15 protein-coding genes are annotated in these 19,603 nt (G+C 40.6%); 4 read left to right on the top strand and 11 right to left on the bottom strand.

Annotated elements, in window-relative coordinates; all coding sequences use genetic code 11:
• Positions 1 to 232 precede the first annotated feature (232 nt).
• From ffh to GWD08_RS06230, 3 genes are all read right to left on the bottom strand, one after another.
• On the bottom strand, positions 233 to 1,798 hold the full coding sequence (gene ffh, locus GWD08_RS06240; protein ID WP_159564805.1) for a signal recognition particle protein: 1,566 nt from the start codon (positions 1,796 to 1,798) through the stop codon (positions 233 to 235).
• Positions 1,799 to 1,811: 13 nt separating this feature from the next.
• On the bottom strand, positions 1,812 to 2,144 hold the full coding sequence (locus GWD08_RS06235; RefSeq protein ID WP_159548186.1) for a putative DNA-binding protein: 333 nt from the start codon (positions 2,142 to 2,144) through the stop codon (positions 1,812 to 1,814).
• Positions 2,145 to 2,353: 209 nt separating this feature from the next.
• Positions 2,354 to 3,052, bottom strand: a complete 699-nt coding sequence (locus tag GWD08_RS06230; RefSeq protein WP_159561465.1) for a GntR family transcriptional regulator — start codon at positions 3,050 to 3,052, stop codon at positions 2,354 to 2,356.
• Positions 3,053 to 3,305: 253 nt separating this feature from the next.
• Between GWD08_RS06230 and guaA the strand changes: the two genes are divergently transcribed.
• The 3 genes from guaA (at position 3,306) to GWD08_RS06215 (ending at position 8,481) form a co-directional block, all read left to right on the top strand.
• Complete coding sequence (gene guaA / locus GWD08_RS06225; protein ID WP_159564803.1) at positions 3,306 to 4,868, top strand: glutamine-hydrolyzing GMP synthase; 1,563 nt, start codon at positions 3,306 to 3,308, stop codon at positions 4,866 to 4,868.
• A 696-nt stretch (positions 4,869 to 5,564) separates the two neighbouring features.
• Positions 5,565 to 6,710, top strand: a complete 1,146-nt coding sequence (locus tag GWD08_RS06220) for a cation:proton antiporter (RefSeq protein WP_159564801.1) — start codon at positions 5,565 to 5,567, stop codon at positions 6,708 to 6,710.
• 292 nt (positions 6,711 to 7,002) lie between these two features.
• Positions 7,003 to 8,481 carry a peptide MFS transporter gene (locus tag GWD08_RS06215; RefSeq protein ID WP_159545197.1) on the top strand — a complete coding sequence of 493 codons (1,479 nt, stop codon included), beginning with the start codon at positions 7,003 to 7,005 and terminating at the stop codon, positions 8,479 to 8,481.
• A gap of 1,354 nt (positions 8,482 to 9,835) precedes the next feature.
• Here the strand turns inward: GWD08_RS06215 and merA are convergent.
• From merA to GWD08_RS06200, 3 genes are all read right to left on the bottom strand, one after another.
• Complete coding sequence (gene merA / locus GWD08_RS06210) at positions 9,836 to 11,164, bottom strand: hypothiocyanous acid reductase MerA (RefSeq protein WP_159548178.1); 1,329 nt, start codon at positions 11,162 to 11,164, stop codon at positions 9,836 to 9,838.
• On the bottom strand, positions 11,151 to 11,588 hold the full coding sequence (locus GWD08_RS06205) for an RrF2 family transcriptional regulator (protein ID WP_159548176.1): 438 nt from the start codon (positions 11,586 to 11,588) through the stop codon (positions 11,151 to 11,153). Before GWD08_RS06205 ends, merA begins: the two co-directional genes overlap by 14 nt.
• A 117-nt stretch (positions 11,589 to 11,705) precedes the next feature.
• A complete protein-coding gene (locus GWD08_RS06200; RefSeq protein WP_159548174.1) occupies positions 11,706 to 12,740 on the bottom strand; it encodes a S66 family peptidase in 1,035 nt (344 codons plus the stop codon).
• Positions 12,741 to 13,104: 364 nt separating this feature from the next.
• Here GWD08_RS06200 and GWD08_RS06195 point away from each other — a divergent pair, with 364 nt between their 5' ends.
• Complete coding sequence (locus tag GWD08_RS06195; RefSeq protein ID WP_159548172.1) at positions 13,105 to 13,818, top strand: DUF554 domain-containing protein; 714 nt, start codon at positions 13,105 to 13,107, stop codon at positions 13,816 to 13,818.
• Between the two features lie 131 nt (positions 13,819 to 13,949).
• On the opposite strand, the gene GWD08_RS06190 is transcribed toward GWD08_RS06195, so the two are convergent.
• The 5 genes from GWD08_RS06190 to gyrA form a co-directional block, all read right to left on the bottom strand.
• Positions 13,950 to 14,456: a pneumococcal-type histidine triad protein gene (locus GWD08_RS06190; protein ID WP_159548170.1), complete on the bottom strand. Its 507-nt coding sequence runs from the start codon at positions 14,454 to 14,456 to the stop codon at positions 13,950 to 13,952.
• 13 nt (positions 14,457 to 14,469) lie between these two features.
• The gene (locus GWD08_RS06185; protein WP_159548167.1) at positions 14,470 to 15,396 is read right to left on the bottom strand and encodes a metal ABC transporter solute-binding protein, Zn/Mn family; all 927 of its coding nucleotides are present in this window, start codon (positions 15,394 to 15,396) and stop codon (positions 14,470 to 14,472) included.
• 297 nt (positions 15,397 to 15,693) lie between these two features.
• Positions 15,694 to 16,107, bottom strand: coding sequence for an SMU1112c/YaeR family gloxylase I-like metalloprotein (gene gloA2 / locus GWD08_RS06180; RefSeq protein WP_159548165.1), 414 nt, complete (start codon positions 16,105 to 16,107; stop codon positions 15,694 to 15,696).
• Positions 16,108 to 16,164: 57 nt separating this feature from the next.
• Positions 16,165 to 16,929, bottom strand: coding sequence for a class A sortase (locus GWD08_RS06175; protein WP_159545213.1), 765 nt, complete (start codon positions 16,927 to 16,929; stop codon positions 16,165 to 16,167).
• Positions 16,930 to 16,932: 3 nt separating this feature from the next.
• A complete protein-coding gene (gene gyrA / locus GWD08_RS06170) occupies positions 16,933 to 19,431 on the bottom strand; it encodes a DNA gyrase subunit A (RefSeq protein ID WP_159548163.1) in 2,499 nt (832 codons plus the stop codon).
• Positions 19,432 to 19,603 lie beyond the last annotated feature (172 nt).

Below are 19,603 nucleotides of genomic sequence, written 5' to 3'. Positions count from 1 at the left end.
TAACAAAAGTGGATAAAGCTGTCAAAATTTTCCTTGCCGTTAACCTTACTGCTTCCTCTTTGATATGACCTTGCTATACATGTGATAGGATATTTCTTCTTAATGGTCGCAGGAAAAGAATGTTATCATTCCCTCTTTGCTTATGGTAAACTGAAAAATCAAAATGAGAGAATCAAAAAGCTAGTCTGGTCACCACTGACAAGGCTAGCTATAAAGGTAAAATGGAATAGAATTATTTTCGTTTTTTCTTAGCTTTTTTCAATTTATTAGCTTGTCGCTTCATGGCTTGTTTCATAGCAAACTGTCCGAATTTTCCCTTCATGCCACCGCCGAACATTTGGCCCATATCCATATCCCCACCTAAGGCAGATAAGTCAGGCATGCCACCTTGCCCCATCATTCCTTCTAAAGCAGACATATCAGCTTTGCTCATATTTGGCATATTCTTGGGTAAATTGTTAGGATTAAGACCCATTTGCTTCATGGCTTTTTCCATATCGCCAGACATAACACCTTGCATCATTGATTTAGCTTGGTTGAAATCTTTGATAAATTTGTTGACTTCAACAAAGCTATTCCCTGATCCATTGGCAATCCGTCGCCGGCGACTTGGGGTGAGTAACTCAGGTTTTTCGCGCTCAGCTGGAGTCATTGATGATACAATAGCCCGCTTACGCGCAATTTGCTTAGGGTCTACTTTAATATTAGCTAGCGCAGGGTTAGCAGCCATACCGGGAATCATTTTTAGCAGATCTTCCATAGGTCCCATGTTTTGAACTTGATCCAGCTGCTCAATGAAATCATTGAAATCAAAGGTGTTCTCCCGCATTTTTTCAGCTAGCTGAAGGGAACGCTGCTCATCATAATCTTGGCTAGCTTTTTCAATTAAGGTTAAAAGATCGCCCATCCCCAAAATTCGGCTTGACATCCGATCAGGGTGGAAGGTTTCAATATCTATGATTTTTTCACCAGTACCAGTGAATTTGATCGGTTTACCAGTGATTTCTCGTATAGAAAGAGCTGCACCGCCGCGGGTATCACCGTCAATCTTAGTTAAGACCACTCCTGTAATGGTTAATTGTTTGTTAAACTCATCAGCAACATTCGCAGCTTCTTGACCAATCATGCTATCAACAACAAGAAGGATTTCATTTGGTTGAGCGAGATTTTTAACATCACGCAATTCTTGCATCAACGCTTCATCAATTTGCAGCCGTCCTGCCGTATCAATCAAAACATAGTCGTTGTGATTTGCTCGTGCTTGTTCCAAACCTTGACGCACAATGTCTACTGCAGAGTGCTCTGTTCCCATATCAAACACAGGAACATTAATTTGCTGACCAAGTGTTTTTAGTTGATCAATAGCAGCTGGGCGATAAATGTCTGCTGCTATCATCATTGGCCGTGCGCTTTCTTCTTTTATTAATTTGTTGGCTAATTTTCCGGCAAAGGTGGTTTTCCCGGCACCTTGCAAACCAACCATCATGATAATTGTTGGAATTTTTGGTGATTTTTCAATGTAAGCTGTTTCAGAGCCTAGAAGTTCGGTTAGCTCTTCATTAACAATTTTGATGATTTGCTGGGTAGGATCAAGCGTATCAATGATTTCATGACCAATAGCTCGTTCACGTACCCGCTTGATAAAGGTTTTAACTACTGGTAAAGCAACATCGGCTTCCAATAGAGCTAATCGGATTTCCTTAGTGACAGCCTGCACTTCTTTTTCCGATAATTTCTTCTTTCCTCGAAGATCTTTAAAAACCCCTTGTAAACGTTGGGTTAAATTTTCAAATGCCATAAAATACTACCTCTTAATCTCTGTTATCAATACTGGTTAGTAGGGAAATGTTTTCTTGTAAAAAAGCATCATCGGGGTATCGCTCTAAAAGACTATCAAAAATTTGACTTCGTACAATATAATCAGAATACATGTGCAATTTCATTTCATAGGCTTCAAGGATTTTTTCAGTCCGTTTGATATTGTCGTAGACTGCTTGACGACTTACTCCGAATTCCTCAGCAATCTCAGCTAGACTGTAGTCATCTGCATAATAAAGTTCAATATAATTCATTTGCTTGTCAGTCAGTAAAGCTGCGTAAAATTCAAACAGAGCGTTCATCCGATTCGTTTTTTCGATTTCCATAGTTTTCATTTTACCATAATAAAAAGGAGAATAACAAGTAGCAAAACGATAATTAGCCCCATCAGTTAGAGGTTTAGCCGCTTCGCTCTTCTTTACTATTTTTGGAATTGAATCATTAACTACGATTGTGCTGTTGACAAAATAGTTAAGCATGAATTTGTTGTTTTTCACATAAGATATAAAAGCTTTGCTTGTATACTTTAAATATCTTAATTATTTTCCAAATAGAATTCAAAGCGATCACCGACATATTGGGAACGGACATATTCAAATGCGCTGCCATTGGTAAAATACGAAATTTGAGTTAAGGCTAAAATGGCATGACCTTTTGAGACTTCTAAATAAGAAGCCACGCGCTCGCTAGCGATTTTAGCATAAATGGTTTGTTTGCTCTTGCCGATTTCATAGCCATTTGCAGTAAGTGTTTTGAAAAAGTGCTCTGTAATATCTTGGCGCTTAACATTTTTGATATATTTTTCTGGAATCGAAGCGACTTCATAAACCAGCGGAATACTATCTGCATAGCGAATGCGCTCCATTCGGATCACATACTCATCAGTCGTCAACTGTAATTCCTTTAATTCTGTTTCACTAGCTCTTTGGCGTTGGAATGATAAGAGTTTTGAGGATGGTGTCTTTCCTTGTGAATTGACAATTTCGGTGAAACTGGTTGTTCCGCGCATCTTATCTCTGACCCGATGGCTTGCCACATAAGTGCCACTACCAATGCGCCGTTCCAAAATGCCCTCTTCAACTAAAAGCGTAATGGCTTGTCGTAGTGTCATTCGACTAACCTGAAATGCATCTGCCAGATCACGTTCACTGGGCAATCGGTGACCAATCGGCCAAATGCCCTTGTCAATATCCTTTTTGAGTGTATCGTGGATTTTAATATAAGCGGGTAACATAAGGCAATATCTCCTCAAACTCCATTTTCTCAGATAATCTATTTTATCATATTTAATAGCAAAGCAGAATATGAAATTCTTTTCCCTTTTCTTAGCTAACTTAGAGCAGATTGCTTGCTGAAATAGCTGAGCGATTCTAAATGAGCCATTACAGGAAAAAGAGCTGGGCATTCTAATGTCAAATTAACATTTTTATGCTACAATGAAGTGACAACCATCTGGCTGAAAGCCTGATGTAAATGAAAGGATTATAATGACTGAAATCTCACTGTTGAATGATGTGCAAAAAATCATTGTTCTTGATTATGGTAGTCAATATAACCAATTGATTGCGCGTCGTATTCGAGAATTTGGTGTCTTTTCGGAATTGAAAAGCCATACCATTTCTGCGCAAGAATTACGCGATATTAATCCAATTGGTATTGTTCTCTCTGGCGGCCCTAACTCTGTGTATGCTGAGGATGCTTTTAGCATTGACCCCGAAATCTTTGAGCTAGGTATTCCTATTTTAGGAATTTGTTATGGTATGCAACTCATTACGCATAAACTTGGAGGGAAGGTTGTTCCAGCTGGTCAGGCTGGCCATCGGGAATATGGCCAATCAACGCTTCGTTTGCGCAAGCCATCAAAATTATTTACTGATACACCTGAAGAACAACTTGTTTTGATGAGTCATGGCGATGCAGTCACTGAGATTCCAGAGGGCTTTCAACTCATCGGAGATTCAGATGATTGTCCTTATGCTGCCATGGAAGATCCAACTAAAAACTTTTACGGCATTCAATTTCATCCTGAAGTTCGTCATTCAGTCTATGGTAATGCCATTTTGAAAAATTTTGCCTTTATTATTTGTGGTGCTCGTGGTGATTGGACCATGGATAACTTTATTGAAATGCAAATTGAGAATATCCGTAAGCAAGTTGGTGATCGCAAAGTTTTACTTGGTTTATCAGGTGGGGTTGATTCCTCGGTTGTTGGTGTTCTCTTGCAAAAAGCTATTGGCGATCAGTTGACTTGTATTTTTGTGGATCATGGACTTCTTCGTAAAGATGAGGGTGATCAGGTAATGGGGATGCTTGGTGGCAAGTTTGGCCTCAATATTATTCGTGTTGATGCTGCAAAACGTTTCTTAGACTTGCTTGCAAATGTTGAGGATCCCGAGAAGAAGCGTAAAATTATCGGGAATGAATTTGTCTACGTTTTTGATGATGAAGCAAGCAAACTTAAAGGTGTTGATTTCCTGGCACAAGGAACACTCTATACGGATATTATTGAATCAGGTACAGAAACAGCGCAAACTATTAAGTCTCATCACAATGTCGGTGGTCTGCCTGAAGATATGCAATTTGAACTTATCGAACCTTTGAATACTCTTTTTAAAGATGAAGTTCGTGCGCTTGGAGTTGCTCTTGGCATGCCAGAAAATATTGTCTGGCGTCAACCCTTCCCAGGACCAGGTCTGGCTATCCGAGTAATGGGAGCCATCACCGAAGAAAAATTAGAAACTGTTCGAGAATCAGATGCTATCTTACGGGAGGAAATTGCTAAAGCCGGACTAGAACGCGATGTCTGGCAATATTTCACCGTTAATACAGGGGTACGTTCCGTTGGCGTAATGGGAGATGGTCGAACGTATGATTATACCATTGCCATTCGTGCTATCACTTCAATTGATGGCATGACTGCTGACTTTGCTCAGTTGCCATGGACGGTTCTTAAGAAAATCTCAACACGGATTGTTAATGAGGTTGACCATGTGAACCGTATTGTCTATGATATTACTAGCAAACCACCCGCAACTGTAGAGTGGGAATAATACCCAATATGTCACAAATAAAAGTAGGTTTCCATTAGCAGGAACTCTACTTTTATTTGCTTTTTTTATTTGAGTTTGAACTTTTATCCCAGGCTGGCTAGCTCTTTTATGGACGCATTATCCATTGTGTGCAAAATAGTGACCCATTTATTTCTGTAGTGGGTGACTGAGGATAAACACTAGAGCAAACCAAGTTGGCTTGCTCCTAATTCTTCGCTTTTATCCCCACTACAGTAGGCTGTTATTCCTGAATTATCTTGATTCCTTCAAGTAATTCAATTGTTCTCATTTCATCTATTCTAGTATCTCTATAATCAGAAGCTATAAAAGAATCTTGCCAAAATGCGCATAATTCATGATTCTTGTTTACTATTTCTACGACATTTGGATATTTTCCTCGGGCAAAATTTTTGTGTATTTGGAACTATTAATACTTTTATAATCCTTGATCTAAGGCTGTGTATCTTGTTAGCTCTAGTAACAGCACTGATATTAAGCTGATTTCAGAACTGTAGCGACATGCAAATTCGCTGAAAATATACGTTATAACTATATTGGGAAAATCCATGTCATCATTTTGTGTTAGCTGGTTTTGCTTCATGTCCACATGATGGACCGGTGAGCGCATTGCTATAGTATTTGAAGGATTAATGTTATAATATTCTGACATATCATAATAATTCTAGCGAGGGAACTATGCATCTCATTTTTGAAATAACAGTTATTCTCTTTTCCAGTATGCTAGCGATTTTAGTATCAAAGCGGATAGGAATACCTGCTGTTGTTGGGCAGCTTCTGGTTGGTATCATTGTGGGTCCAACGCTCCTCGATTTAGTACATCAAAGTCAAATCATCCACTTTCTATCTGAAATTGGTGTTATTTTATTAATGTTTTTAGCAGGGCTTGAGGCTAATCTTGCATTGCTAAAAAAATATCTCAAGCCAAGTCTTCTTGTTGCCATAACCGGAGTCGTTTTTCCTTTAGTTATTTTCTATTTTACGACCAAAGCTACCGGCTATAGTACTCAAACGGCGCTATTTTATGGCATTGTTTTTGCTGCAACCAGTGTTTCGATTACAGTAGAAGTTTTGCAAGAATACCACAAGCTAAAAACAAGAACTGGTGCTGTTATTTTAGGTGCGGCTGTTGCTGATGATATTTTGGCTGTTCTTCTCTTGAGCTTTTTCGTTTCAAGTCGTGGTGCGTCTCCACACCTCATTATGCAGCTGGTTGCTCAGTTTCTTTTCTTGGTTTTCTTATTGCTAGCAGTGAAATACTTTATTCCTATGCTCTATAGGCTGGTAGATAAGCTGCGCTTTTTTGAGATGGAATCCTACCTTGCTCTTTTGATTTGTTTTGCCTTTGCCCTGATGGCTGACGCTGTAGGAATGAGCGCTGTCATTGGCTCCTTCTTCGCTGGCTTAGCAATTGGCCAAACTAAGCAGGTTATGGTAATCGAAGAAGCTATCTCGCATTTGGGGTATTCCTTTTTTATCCCTATTTTCTTTACCTCGATAGCTCTGCCGCTTCGTTTTGATGGTGTTTTGGGGCATATTTGGATTATTATCTTGTTTACAATTTTAGCGGTGCTATCTAAGCTACTGCCGGCTTATTTTGTTGGTCGGAGTTTTAAATTTAATCATAGTGACTCCTTAACAATTGGTGGAGGTATGGTCAGTCGGGGTGAGATGGCCTTGATTATTGTACAAATTGGCTTAACGGCTAAAATCATTTCTAACGCTGTGTATTCGTCCTTAGTTATTGTGGTCATTCTATCAACCATTATTGCCCCCTTTATTTTAAAATTCTCTTTTGAGGAGGGAAAACCATTTAAGAAATGAGCTGATAAGAAGGTGGGCAGGGGTGATTAACATCGGGGAGCTCAAGTGCACTTTGCTAGTTTCTGAATTTTTCATTGGTCTAGACGGATACGGTTAGCTCTAATATAATTACCTATTTTTCTGATAAAAACTAGATTTTGATCAAAGCCTTTGGTACGCTTGGTATATGAAAATGATGGGATGGCTTTTTAGTCGCCAATAATCTATTAGTATTTAATGAAAGTTTCTGTATATTGACAATTACCTCATTTTTCGTTATGATAAGTACTGTTATTTTAAGGAGAGAGATGTTATGAATCATAATAATACTAAAACCTTCTTTGGTCATCCAAGAGGGTTAGCTACGCTTTTCTTCACTGAGATGTGGGAAAGGTTTTCATACTATGGGATGCGGGCTATTTTGCTATACTACATGTATTATAGTGTGTCTCAAGGTGGACTTGGCATGGATAAAACCACTGCTGCTTCTATCATGGCCATTTACGGTTCTCTGGTTTATTTATCGTCTGTTATTGGTGGATTTATTAGCGACCGCATCTTGGGAAGTCGTCGGACTGTTCTATATGGTGGAATCTTAATTATGTTTGGGCATATCGCCTTAGCAACACCATTTGGTCAGACGGCTCTCTTCATTTCTATTGGTCTGATTATCTTTGGCACAGGCTTATTAAAACCTAATGTTTCAGAGATGGTTGGTGGACTCTATGCTGAAAATGACGCTCGGCGTGATGCAGGGTTTAGCATTTTTGTATTTGGTATTAATTTAGGGGCCTTCATTGCTCCTGCGTTAGTTGGCTACTTGGGGCAAGAAGTTAATTTTCACCTTGGTTTTTCCTTGGCAGCCATAGGTATGTTCTTTGGTTTACTGCAATATGTCATTGATGGTAAAAAATACCTCACAAAAGACAGCCTTCGTCCCAACGATCCCTTAAGTAGGGCTGAAAAGGTGACTCTGTTAAAAAAAGTGGGTGTCATTCTTGGGCTTGTAGGGCTTGGCCTTATTATCCTTGGTGTGATGGATATGCTAACTATTGAGGTTATTATTAATATCTTCAGTGTTATTGCGGTTGCTATACCGATTGTTTACTTCATCAACATTTTAAGCAGTGACAAGATTACATCAGTAGAGCGTTCGCGGGTCTGGTCTTATATCCCACTTTTTATTGCTTCCATTCTTTTTTGGTCAATTGAAGAGCAAGGCTCTGTGGTTTTGGCCTTGTTTGCTGATGAACAGACGCGTCTTTACTTAAACTTTTTTGGTTACCATCTGAACTTTCCTTCAAGTTACTTTCAAAGTATGAATCCCTTGTTTATTATGCTTTATGTTCCCTTCTTTGCCTGGCTTTGGGCTAAATGGGGTGAAAAGCAGCCCTCATCTCCTAAGAAGTTTGCATATGGGCTATTCTTTGCTGGTGCTTCCTTTCTTTGGATGATGCTTCCTGGTATGTTGTTTGGTGTTGATGCTAAGGTTAGTCCACTATGGCTGACAGTTAGTTGGGCGATTGTTATTGTGGGTGAAATGTTGATCTCACCTGTTGGTTTGTCTGCAACAAGCAAATTAGCTCCCAAAGCTTTCCAGGCCCAAATGATGTCTATTTGGTTTTTGAGTAATGCGGCTGCGCAAGCCATTAATGCACAAATTGTTAAACTCTATACACCTGGCACTGAAGTGCTTTACTATGCTATTATGGGTGGTATTACAGTTGCCTTTGGTTTTATTCTCTTATTTTATGTGCCACGCATTGAAAAGTTAATGGCAGGTATCAAGTAAGGCCCCATAAGCTTTTAAATAATGACTAAACTCAAAGCAAAAGCCGGCTCTATCATTTCTGTAGTGGGTAATACCACCACAGGGGTTATAGGGCCTTTTTTGTGTAAACAAAAAGCCCCATACCCATAGGACTTCTAATGAACAGTGTTCAAACTCATATTAGGAAGTGTCATCCGAAATACCTTAAGCATAACACAGACTATGCAGACGATTAGGTTCCTATATCGTTGCTTTGCTTGTTTGATAGGTTTTTAACGATTTCTTTTTAAAAGGAATCGTATACTGCATACAGTCAATTTTTTGACAGCAAAAAACCTATCCTTATTTGATCTTTAATGGATGTAAAGAATTTGGTGTAAGAGTTTGATCAAGTAAGTCAGATAGGTTTGATGACATGAATTATAGTGAAGCCAAAAAATAGGAAACTAGTTATGCCTTTTGGGGCTTATCCAGCAAAGAAAACCAGCTAAACAAGCAATAATTCCTACTAAAATAAGTTCTAAGGAATGATAGCAATTATTACCAGCGTAGGGTAGCTGTGGTTTCTGCGATACTTGCTTATTTTGGAAGGCGTGATTAAGTGGCAAACTAACTTGAGTAGACAGGTTAAGAGGAGCTGTATTTCTCTGACTTCTCTCCCTTGCTGTATGTTGGTGGCTAAAGAGAGGGGCTTGCTTTGCTCTTTTTAGATCTTTTGGAGTGGTCGCTCGTTCATAAGAACTTGGTAGACGCCCATTTGTACACTCTGATAAAGCTGTCTTTTGCTTGCGGAAAAGTTGTGCACTGTCTGCCATCACTACCACCTTGTCTCTTGCGAGGTATAAGTTAGGCAAAATCGGCTGAGAGTTCTTTAAGAAAAGACTTTCTAATGCTTGTGCTGCTTTCGGGTGAGGGTGAGCCAAGCTAGAAGCAATACCAGACTGCCCCTGCCCTGTGGCTTGGACGCTTTGGCCATTTACTAGTAAACAACTACTGCAAATTAAAATGTATAATAACCTATAGCAATTATGGCATCTACGATTAGTCATCTATTTCTCTTTCACTTGTTTAGATGAGCATAATAAAATAATTAAGCACACCTAACAAGATTACTATAATAAAATGTTGGTAAGCTGTCAAGCGTGAATCGCCCTTTTCTCAGTGTTTAAATAAATTCCTCTTGTGATGCTATGCCATTAGAGCAGCAAAAAAGCTAGGTGGTAAGTGTGATGACTGGGTAAGCATCCCCATAAGAAAAAGCCCCTACCAGAAACAGCGTCTAGTGTGGGCTTTAATCCATTTATGCTCTGCGATATTCCAGTGCTAACAAGGATGATTCCTAATGTTTTCCTAAGCATAGTGTAGAGAACTGCCTTTAGAGAGTAATTGCCATTAAATCATTGAAGGATTCTATCATCGTTGGATGGGTAAAGATATTATCACGAAAGTAAGTATAAGGTATCTGCTGATCAATGGCCATCTTAATTACATTAATTAATTCTTCTGCGTTTTCACCATAGAGACTAGCCCCTAAAATCTGGTGGTTTTGTTTGTTAATGACAACCTTAAACAAACCACGCGCATCATTGTTAATTTTGTGTCGTGGCATCTGCTTAACTGCTACCTTGTTTTCAACGACGTCATAACCGGCTTGCACCGCTTCTTGATACGTTAGCCCAACCCGGCCAAGTACTGGTGTCATAAAGACAGCATAGGGAACAGCACCGCGATTGGCCAAGGACCGCTCCTTAGCACCAAAGATCTTATCTGCTAAAATGCGTGAATCATCCAAGGAGATATAGGTAAACTGTGGGCCGCCTTTGACATCACCAACCGCATAAACCCCAGGGACTGTCGTTTCTAGATAATCATCAACCGCAATTTCCCCATGCTGACCAAGCTTAATGCCGGTATTTTCAAGTCCCAGCTGATCTGTATTTGGTCTTCGACCAGTTGCTACTAAAATCGCATCCGCAGCAAAGTCGCCTTGTGACGTTGCAACCTGGGCATAACCAGAAAAATCCGTTATTTCTGTAGTTTGCACGCCATAATGAATGCTAATACCCACATCAGTCAAATCTTGCTCAACTTGCGCAACAATCTCTGCATCCTCGCGTGGCATCAAGTGTTCCCCGCTTTCAAGAATGGTTACCTGACTGCCAAATGTGGCAAAGAAAGAAGCAAATTCTAAGGAAATATACCCGCCACCAATAATGACAAGACGCTGTGGAAGGCTCTCAAGTGTCATGATCGATGTGGAATCGTGGGCAAAAGCTGATTCTTTAAGCCCAGGAATGTCTGGAATATTTGGTTTTGCCCCTGTATTAATGATGATGAACGGAGCGGTTAGCGTTTCAAGGAGCTTATCACCTTGATAAACTGCAATCGTCTTGTCGTTTTGAAAGCGTGCCCAGCCATCAATCACATCAATCTGATCATCATCAGCCAAGAGGTGATAATTTTTTTGATTTAGGGCTGCGACAACTTCTTGTTTGCGCTGCAAAGCTTGCTTGAAATTTAAGCCTTCACGGCTTGCTTCGACCAAGACTTTGGTGGGAATGCAGGCAATATTAATGCAGGTTCCGCCATACATTTGTGGGCTTTTTTCAATCACTGCTACTTTCTTACCCTTTTTGCTGGCTTGCTTAGCAAAGGTTTTACCGGCTTTGCCAAATCCAATAACAATCACATCATAGGTTTTCATTGACTGACTCCCTCTCTAATATCTCTGTTAAGATATGTTTAATACAATACTTAGCATAAAACACTTCCAGTTGCTGGTACTCAGCTTGTGCAAAGCTTCCCATTACAGCCCCCATATGGCGGGCCACAAGACAGTCGCTATCAGGCTGACCGGTGAAAATCCGTGAGTCTAAAGACACCTGGCGAAACAGGCGAAAAATAACTGAAAGCCTAAGCTCACCACTGTCTTTGACAGCCGAGTAACCACCATACTTGCCTTTTTTGGCACTAACATAGCCTTCTTTCACCAAGACACGCATGACCTGTCGCAACTGTACAGGATTGACACACAGTCGCTTAGCGATTTCTTGCGAGGAAAACGATTCTCCCCTATGCTTGAATAAAAACGTCAAAACGTGGCAGGCAATATTAAAATAAAGGTTCATCCTTTTCCCAATCCAAGTGTAATTTTTACAGTTACTATTATAAAAAGAGCACTCCCTTTCTGTCAAAGAAAATGCTTGGAAGTGTTTTACTAGACGGAAATGCTCTTTATTTAGCTGTTAATCCCATTGAAAGGTTATTACCTGCTTATCAGCATCAACTAGGGCTTCTATCCCAAAAGGAATGATACAGCGGGGTGTGGCATGACCGACATTGATATTAGCCAGTATAGGTAGGCCTTTTGGGCCTAATTCTTCTAGCAAGATTGTTTTATAGTCCTGATAATACGTCTCGTTCTGCGGCTTTCCTACTAATAGACCAGAGATGACATCAAAGAGCCCGTGGTCTTTTAGTGTCACAATCATCCTTCTAAATAAACGGGGATTTGGCTTTTCTTCGCTGGTTTCAAGTAACAAAATTTTCCCCTGCCATTCTTTCAAAGAAGGAAATAAGTGATACTGCTGGCAGACTTGCACTGTATCTGGATGCTTAGTTCTATCAAAGAGACTATATAAGGACTCAAGACAGCCACCTAAAATTTTACCTTGGAAAATAGGTGGCCCAGATAAGTGTTCAAATCCCTGATTGGGATGGCTTTGCATGGCAAGACCAAGGCCTGCTTCTGAGAAATCCGTGCGTTCAGTGTACCACAGCTCACTAGGCGTGATTTGCGTAATTCGGCCTGATTCTACTAGCTCTGCAAAATAGTTTTTTGTGTAGGGCAGCATCTCAGCAGACAACTCACAGATGTCCGGTAAGAAGGCTTGCCCATAAAAAGTATGAAGCCCAAGCTTATAAAGCATCAAATGGTTCATAGTTGTATCGGAAAATCCAAGAAAAGGCTTTTGGGTAGCTACTTTAGCCAACTGGTTATTTTCAAATAAATAAGGTAAGAGGCGATAGGTATCATCTCCTCCGATCGCACATAAAATCAAATCAATACTATCATCTGCAAAAGCAGCTAGTAAATCTGCTGCGCGTTTTTCAGGGTGCGCCTTAAGATCTTTGCAACCATTTAGAGCATTTGGTAAAAAAACAACCTCAAGGCCCATGGCTTTTAGGCGGTAAAGACCGAGATGTCGCTCATGAGCGACGAAATCCTCGCCCAAAATTCCCAAAGAAAGTGAAACAATACCAATTTTTTTAATGACCATCTTAAACCTCCTCTGCCATTTGAGCGCTGAATGCTTTGAGCAACAAGCCTTTTCAAACAACGTATTGCCCCAAACAGTTGAGCAGCAAGCTATTTCTATTTACTATATCCTATTACCAACAACTAGTCAATGACTAGGAGGACTTGGCCTTGCCACCATTTTGTCCCTGCTCTTGTTTTAGCCCTATCATGCCATTAATGTGCTAATAGAGCAGCTGATAGGGTTGCCTGGGCTTTTGAAATAAGGTTGAAATTATCTGAATCTTAACAATCATAAGATTTCTAACATTTGAGTGCTATAGATTGACTATCTCTCTTTCTACCGTATAATAGTTTTTGGGACATTTTCCTTAGAAGGAGCGACTATGTTTGCCTTAGGTACCATTATTGATACGAGTGCCATTATTTTGGCTGGTGTGATTGGGAAATTTTTGGGCGATCGTTTGAATCAGCGGCATCAAGAAAGTTTGACTATGGCATCTGGAGTTAGTGTGCTCTTTATCGGCATTTCGGGTGCTATGTCGGGCATGTTGAAATTATCTCATGATAATTTAGCCAGCACTCAAAGTATGATGGTTGTTGGCTGTTTAGCTCTTGGAGCCTTGGTTGGTGAGGTCATTGATATTGAAGGATCTTTTGAGCGTTTTGGTCACTGGCTAAAGGTCCGTTCGGGTAATACTAAGGATTCTGATTTTGTCAATGCTTTTGTAGTTGCAACTTTGACCGTTTGTGTAGGGGCAATGGCGATTCTTGGTCCCATCCAAGATGGTATTTCCGGCGACTACTCTCTTTTGGTTACAAAGAGTGTGCTTGATTTTATCATTATTATTATCATGTCAACCTCCCTGGGGCGAGGGGCTGTGTTTTCTGCGATTCCTGTTTTTATCATGCAGGGACTTATTACTTGCTTGGCCCGACTTTTGAAGCCTTATATGACCGTTACGGCTTTGGCAAATATTTCGCTTATTGGCTCGATTTTAATTTTTTGTGTAGGACTTAACCTGGTTTGGGGAAAACGGCTGCGCGTGGCTAATATGTTGCCTGCTTTACTCTTTGCTCTTGCCTTAGCTTATATTTAACATGATTAGAAAATCAAAAACAATCCCCTTATTGCTACTTCTGCAGTAAGGGGATTTTGGGTTTTAAAGACTTGATTTATCTATTTAGCTGGGGGCAAGATGGTAAGACGCAATGAGCACCGAGCTGATAGCTAGGAGTGAGCTTCTTTTGTCCCTTTGGCAGCTTGTTCAGCAATTTCTTCTGGGGTGCGAATGTTTTGCCGTTTACTGTCTGCCTTGAGATAGAGGTAATAACTCCCATTTGTTTTGATAATGTAGCCATCTTTAACATCAGTAATGACATCTGTTTGTTTAAAGGCATAGTTGGGGTCGTTGATGATTAAGTCTTCACTGATTAAAGCGTCATAAGGAACTTTTCCATTGTAATAATGGTAGTGATCACCATGTGAGGTAACATAGCCCTTATCGGTTAATTTAACGACAATTTGTTCAGCAGAGATGCCTTCTTCTTTGTTGATTGCATCTGGTGTCTTGTCGGCATCAGCTTTTTGAGGGCTTGGCTGCGACTTTTTGGGGGCTTGGATGTAGTCAACCTGGTTATCTGTGTGATTTTTAGCTTGATAGTACTTAAAAGCAAAGCCTGAGCCGATAATAACCAGCAGCACAGCAAGGCTTGCTAGGATGACTTTTTTCTTCATTTGGTGCTCCTTCTTATTTTAGTTCCTGATATAAAATAGCCAGGTTATCTTCTAAATTAGCCAGATAGGATTTGTTATTTTGCGGGTCCACTTCTAAAGGACTCAAGGTTTTTAGCTTAGCCCCTGTAGAATGAGCCACTGTTTTAGCCATTTTTTGAGAAACATTTTGTTCGACAAAAATGGTTTTAACGTGATAGGTTTTGATGAAATCTCGAATTTCCTTAAGTTGGCGAGCTGTTGGTTCCTGCTCAGGACTGATACCTGAGATCCCCAGTTGTTCCAAATTGAAGCGCTTGGCTAAATAGGAAAAGGCTGTATGTTGGGTGACAAAGGTTTTGTGATCAACTTTGTCAAACTTAGTTTTATAGTCAGCAGTGAGTGCCTGAGCTTGCGCCTTGAATTTGTTAGCGTTAGCTTGGTAGCTTGCTTGATGTTTGGGATCCCATTTGCTTAATTGATCGGCAATGGCCTGAGCTTCGTCTGATGCTAACATGGGATCTGTCCAGGTGTGAGGGTCATAAAGGGTCGCAGGATCAATGCCCTTTCCGGCTTCGATGTCTTCAAGTCCTTGGACTTTAGCGAGTTTGAGGGGAGTGGCGGCTTCGAAAATGTTTACTTTCGAATGATGGGCGCTGGCATCAAGTGATCCGGCCCATGACTCAAGGATGTGTGAATGGTAAATAAAGGCATCTGCTTTATAGATAGCAGCAATCTCACTGGCAGAAGGTTCGAAATTATGGATTCCACGGTTGGAATGAACCATCTGAATCTGATTAAGATCACCAGAGACATATTTGGTCATAGCATAGATGGGATAAAAACTGGTAACAATGCGCAATCCCTGCTTTGGTTGACTTTGTGGCTTTTGACAGCCTCCTAAGATGAGGAGGGATAAACATAGGATTAAGACAAGCCGCCAATTGACTTTATAGTGTTTCACTTTAAAACTCCTTTTTAAGAAATGATTGAAATGACTATTGAGCTGACTATTTAGATTAACCAGTGAAGTATATCTTGAATTTCAATATTTGTCAACCTTGCTGTTAGCCTAAGGACTGCCTATTGACTTTAATTTTTTAAAGGTTTTTGGGCTTAGCGGAAAATGTAAGTGACGTCAAACATTTCACTTGTTGGCTTCTTGCGCCTATTTACTAGCTGCTGTTAACAAGATATTAGAAGTTGAAAAGCTCATCCTCAACTACAGTTTTGTTTGTTGTTAGTTTGGTATGGAGTGGTGCTATTCGTGTAATTCCAGAGGCAGGCCGTCTGGATCAAAGAAAAAAGTCATCTTCTCGCCGGTGAAGTCATCCGTGCGAATAGGTTCAACAGGAATGCCTTTAGCGGTTAATTCGGCCACATAGGCTTCAATATTTTGAACATGAAAGGCTAAATGGCGCAAGCCACAGGCCTCTTTATCGTACTCTGGCTGCCCTATTCGTTTTGGTGGGGCCTGATAGGCGGGGTCACTTTTTTTATTACCAAAAATCTCTAACTCAAGCGCGCCGCATCTCAAATCGAGTTTATAGTCATGGCGCTCTGGGCGATGGTTTTCTCGAATGATGTCAAAGCCTAGTTGCTCGACATAAAAAGCTTTTGAGCGCTCATAATCAGAGACAATGATAGCAATATGGTGAACAGCTGATAAATGCATAGTTTTCTCCCAACTAAAGAAAACAGGAGATGCTCCTGTTTTTTTGATTTGATTAGCTTACTCAATAGCAACTTGGTTGTAAGAGTAAGAAAAAGCTTTGACAACAGCCTGTGGAGCCTTTTCAAAGGAATACTCTGCTTTTAAGATCCCTTTAACAATAATCCGCTCGCTCGCTTCAATATCGGTACAAGTCACTAAAGTGATTTCTTTTAAGCCAGGGGTATCATTGATGACATCAACCCGGTCGGGGGTGACGGTATCAACGCTGGTAATATCATAGCGGTAGACATTTTCTTTGTCGGTAATGTAGATAGGCATGCCAACCTTAGCTCTTTCGAGTGGGGAAAAAAGCATGTTGGAGGAGCCAACCATGCCAAAGATATGGTGACTGGCTAGAGCGTAGTTGTTGTCTCCGCCCATGACCTGGTTTTCTTTCATGGTACCAGCACCAGAAATCAACTCGGCATTACCCAGACCTTTGAAGATCGGTAAATTAATTTTGACATCAGGAACGGCAATTCCTCCAATAACAGGTAAGTTTTGTTTAGACATCTGAGCACTCAACACGGCCTCAGAATTCACTGCTTTGACCTCGGCAAAGTTAAAAGAGCTCTTTGCTTTTTTATTTTGGGCAATTTGTTTTTTAGTAACTTTTGCCACCTGATATTTATTCGAATTCCGAGCGATCAGGGTATTGCGAATTGGCTTATTAAAGAGCAAAGCTAACCCGACCAACAACAAAATTATTGAAAGTAAGGAAGTTAAGCGGTGGCGCCATTTGCGCTTCTTTGGTTTGCGTTTGCGGTGTGTACGTTTTTCCATGTTTTAATAGTCCTTTGACTTTTCTTGGTTGGTTAGGTCGGTATGTTCTGTTGGATTAGCAGCTAATGATGCTTCATTATTTTCAGGTTCTACAAGGGCAAAAGTGACAATTGAAGAGAGCTTATCCAATCGCATCACCCGAACTCCAAGTGTAGCTCGGCCTGATTGCGAAATATTAGCTACATTGGTACGAATAATTACACCCTTGTTTGTAATAATCATGATGTCTTCATTTCCATCAATGGTTACTAGACCAGATAAATAGCCATTTTTTGAGGTAATATTTGCTGTCTTAATACCCTTGCCACCGCGCCCCTTTGTGGGGTATTCCGAGCCTCGGGTGCGCTTTCCATAACCTTGTTCGGTGATAACAAGAACTTCTTGGTCATCTGTGATGCGAGACGCGCCTACCACTAAATCGTCATCGCGTAAGGTCACGCCTCGAACACCTGTTGCTGAGCGGCCCATTATACGTGCGCTTGCTTCATTAAAGCGAACAGAGTAACCATATTTTGTACCAATGATAATATCTTCAGAGCCATTTGTCAATAAGACATTAATCAGTTCATCGCCTTCTTTGAGATTGAGGGCGCGTAAGCCATTTTGACGAATATTTTGAAATTCTGAAGACTTGGTCCGTTTGATTACCCCTTGACGTGTAGTGAAAAAGAAATGTTTATCAGCTACTTCTTCTTTACGGGCATTGATAATGGTTTGAATGGTTTCGCCTTCTTCTAATTTTAAGAGATTGACAATTGGTAAACCTTTGGCAGTGCGGCCATATTCTGGAATTTCATAAGCCTTAAGGCGATAGACACGTCCTAGATTCGTAAAGAATAATAACGTATCATGTGTACTAGTTGATACTAGTTCTTTGACAAAATCATCATCATTAACACCGGTGCCCTGAACACCACGGCCCCCTCGTTTTTGGGCTCTGAACTCATCTTGAGCGAGTCTTTTGATATAACCTTTGTTAGATAGTGTAATTAAGACATCTTCTTCTTCGATTAAGTCTTCATCTTCGAGAGAGAGGACTTCACCAACCATAAGTTCTGTGCGGCGCGGATTGCCATACTTGCGTTTGATGTCGTCCATCTCCTCGATGATAATGGCCTTGATGCGTTCAGGCTTTGCCAGAATATCAGCTAAATCGGCAATCAAAGCTAATAACTCATCATATTCTGATTGGATTTTATCGCGTTCTAAACCGGTCAAACGCCGCAAACGCATATCAAGAATAGCTTGGCTTTGGCGTTCTGATAAGGCAAAACGATTTATTAATTCGGCTTGGGCAATGATGTCTGTTTGACTATTACGGATGATGGTAATGACTTCATCTAAGTGGTCTAGAGCAATCAATAAGCCTTCTAAAATATGAGCTCGCGCTTCGGCTTTGTCTTTGTCAAATTGTGTACGGCGGGTGATGACTTCTTTTTGGTGTTCGATATAATTATCAATGATTTGACGCAGGGTCAGAATTTTAGGAACACCTTTTTCAATGGCCAGCATATTAAAGCTGAAATTTGTTTGCAGACTGGTTAATTTAAAAAGATTATTTAAAATAACGCTGGCCGATGCTTCGCGTTTAACTTCGATGACAAAGCGGACGCCTTCGCGGTTAGATTCGTCACGTACAGCAGTGATCCCCTCAATGCGCTTTTCTTGCGCTAATTTTACGATATGTTCGTGAACCTTGGTCTTGTTAACACCATATGGAAATTCAGATACGATAATTCGCTCGCGACCATTTGGCAAAACTTCGATTTCTGTGCGAGAGCGTAGGACGATTGAGCCCTTACCAGTATCATAAGCACGGTAAATGCCAGAGCGGCCCATAACCAGGGCACCTGTTGGAAAATCAGGTCCAGGAAGAACTTCCATTAAATCACGAGTGGTAACCTCGGGATTTTCCATAACTAATTTTACCGCGTCAATGGATTCTGCTAAGTTATGTGGAGGAATGTTGGTCGCCATTCCAACCGCAATCCCTGTGGCACCATTTACCAAGAGATTAGGGAAGCGAGCAGGCAACACTAACGGCTCTCGTTCATTGCCATCATAGTTGTCTTGAAAGTCAACTGTATTTTTATTAATATCGCGCAGCAATTCAAGAGCAATTTTGCTCATGCGTGCTTCGGTATACCGTTGGGCAGCGGCGCCATCGCCATCCATGGAGCCAAAATTTCCATGTCCATCAACCAGCATATGACGGTAAGACCACCATTGAGCCATCCGGACCATGGCTTCATAGATCGAAGAGTCTCCGTGTGGATGATATTTACCCATGACATCCCCAGTGATCCGAGCTGATTTTTTATGAGGTTTATCAGGCGTGACACCAAGTTCATTCATGCCGTACAGAATCCGCCGATGGACTGGTTTTAAGCCATCTCGGACATCCGGGAGCGCACGAGCCACAATAACACTCATAGCATAGTCAATAAAACTAGTCTTCATCTCGCTAGTTAAATTAACATCTATTAAATTGGTATCTTGCATTAAAGGAATGCTCCTTTTCTAGTCAAAACTCTATATAGTATGTATATTATACCATAAAAAAGGAATTTTCGGGAATTGGAAGCGTTATCCGAAAACTATTTTCAAATTCTTTGTGAAAGTGATGACAAACACCCCCTAAAGTGTTAAAATCTATAGATATAGGGCCTTTGCA

This window comes from Streptococcus halichoeri, assembly GCF_009870755.1.
GTDB lineage: Bacteria > Bacillota > Bacilli > Lactobacillales > Streptococcaceae > Streptococcus > Streptococcus halichoeri.
The sequence above is the reverse complement of the archived record's forward strand: the minus strand, read 5'-3'. Positions and strand labels throughout refer to the sequence as shown.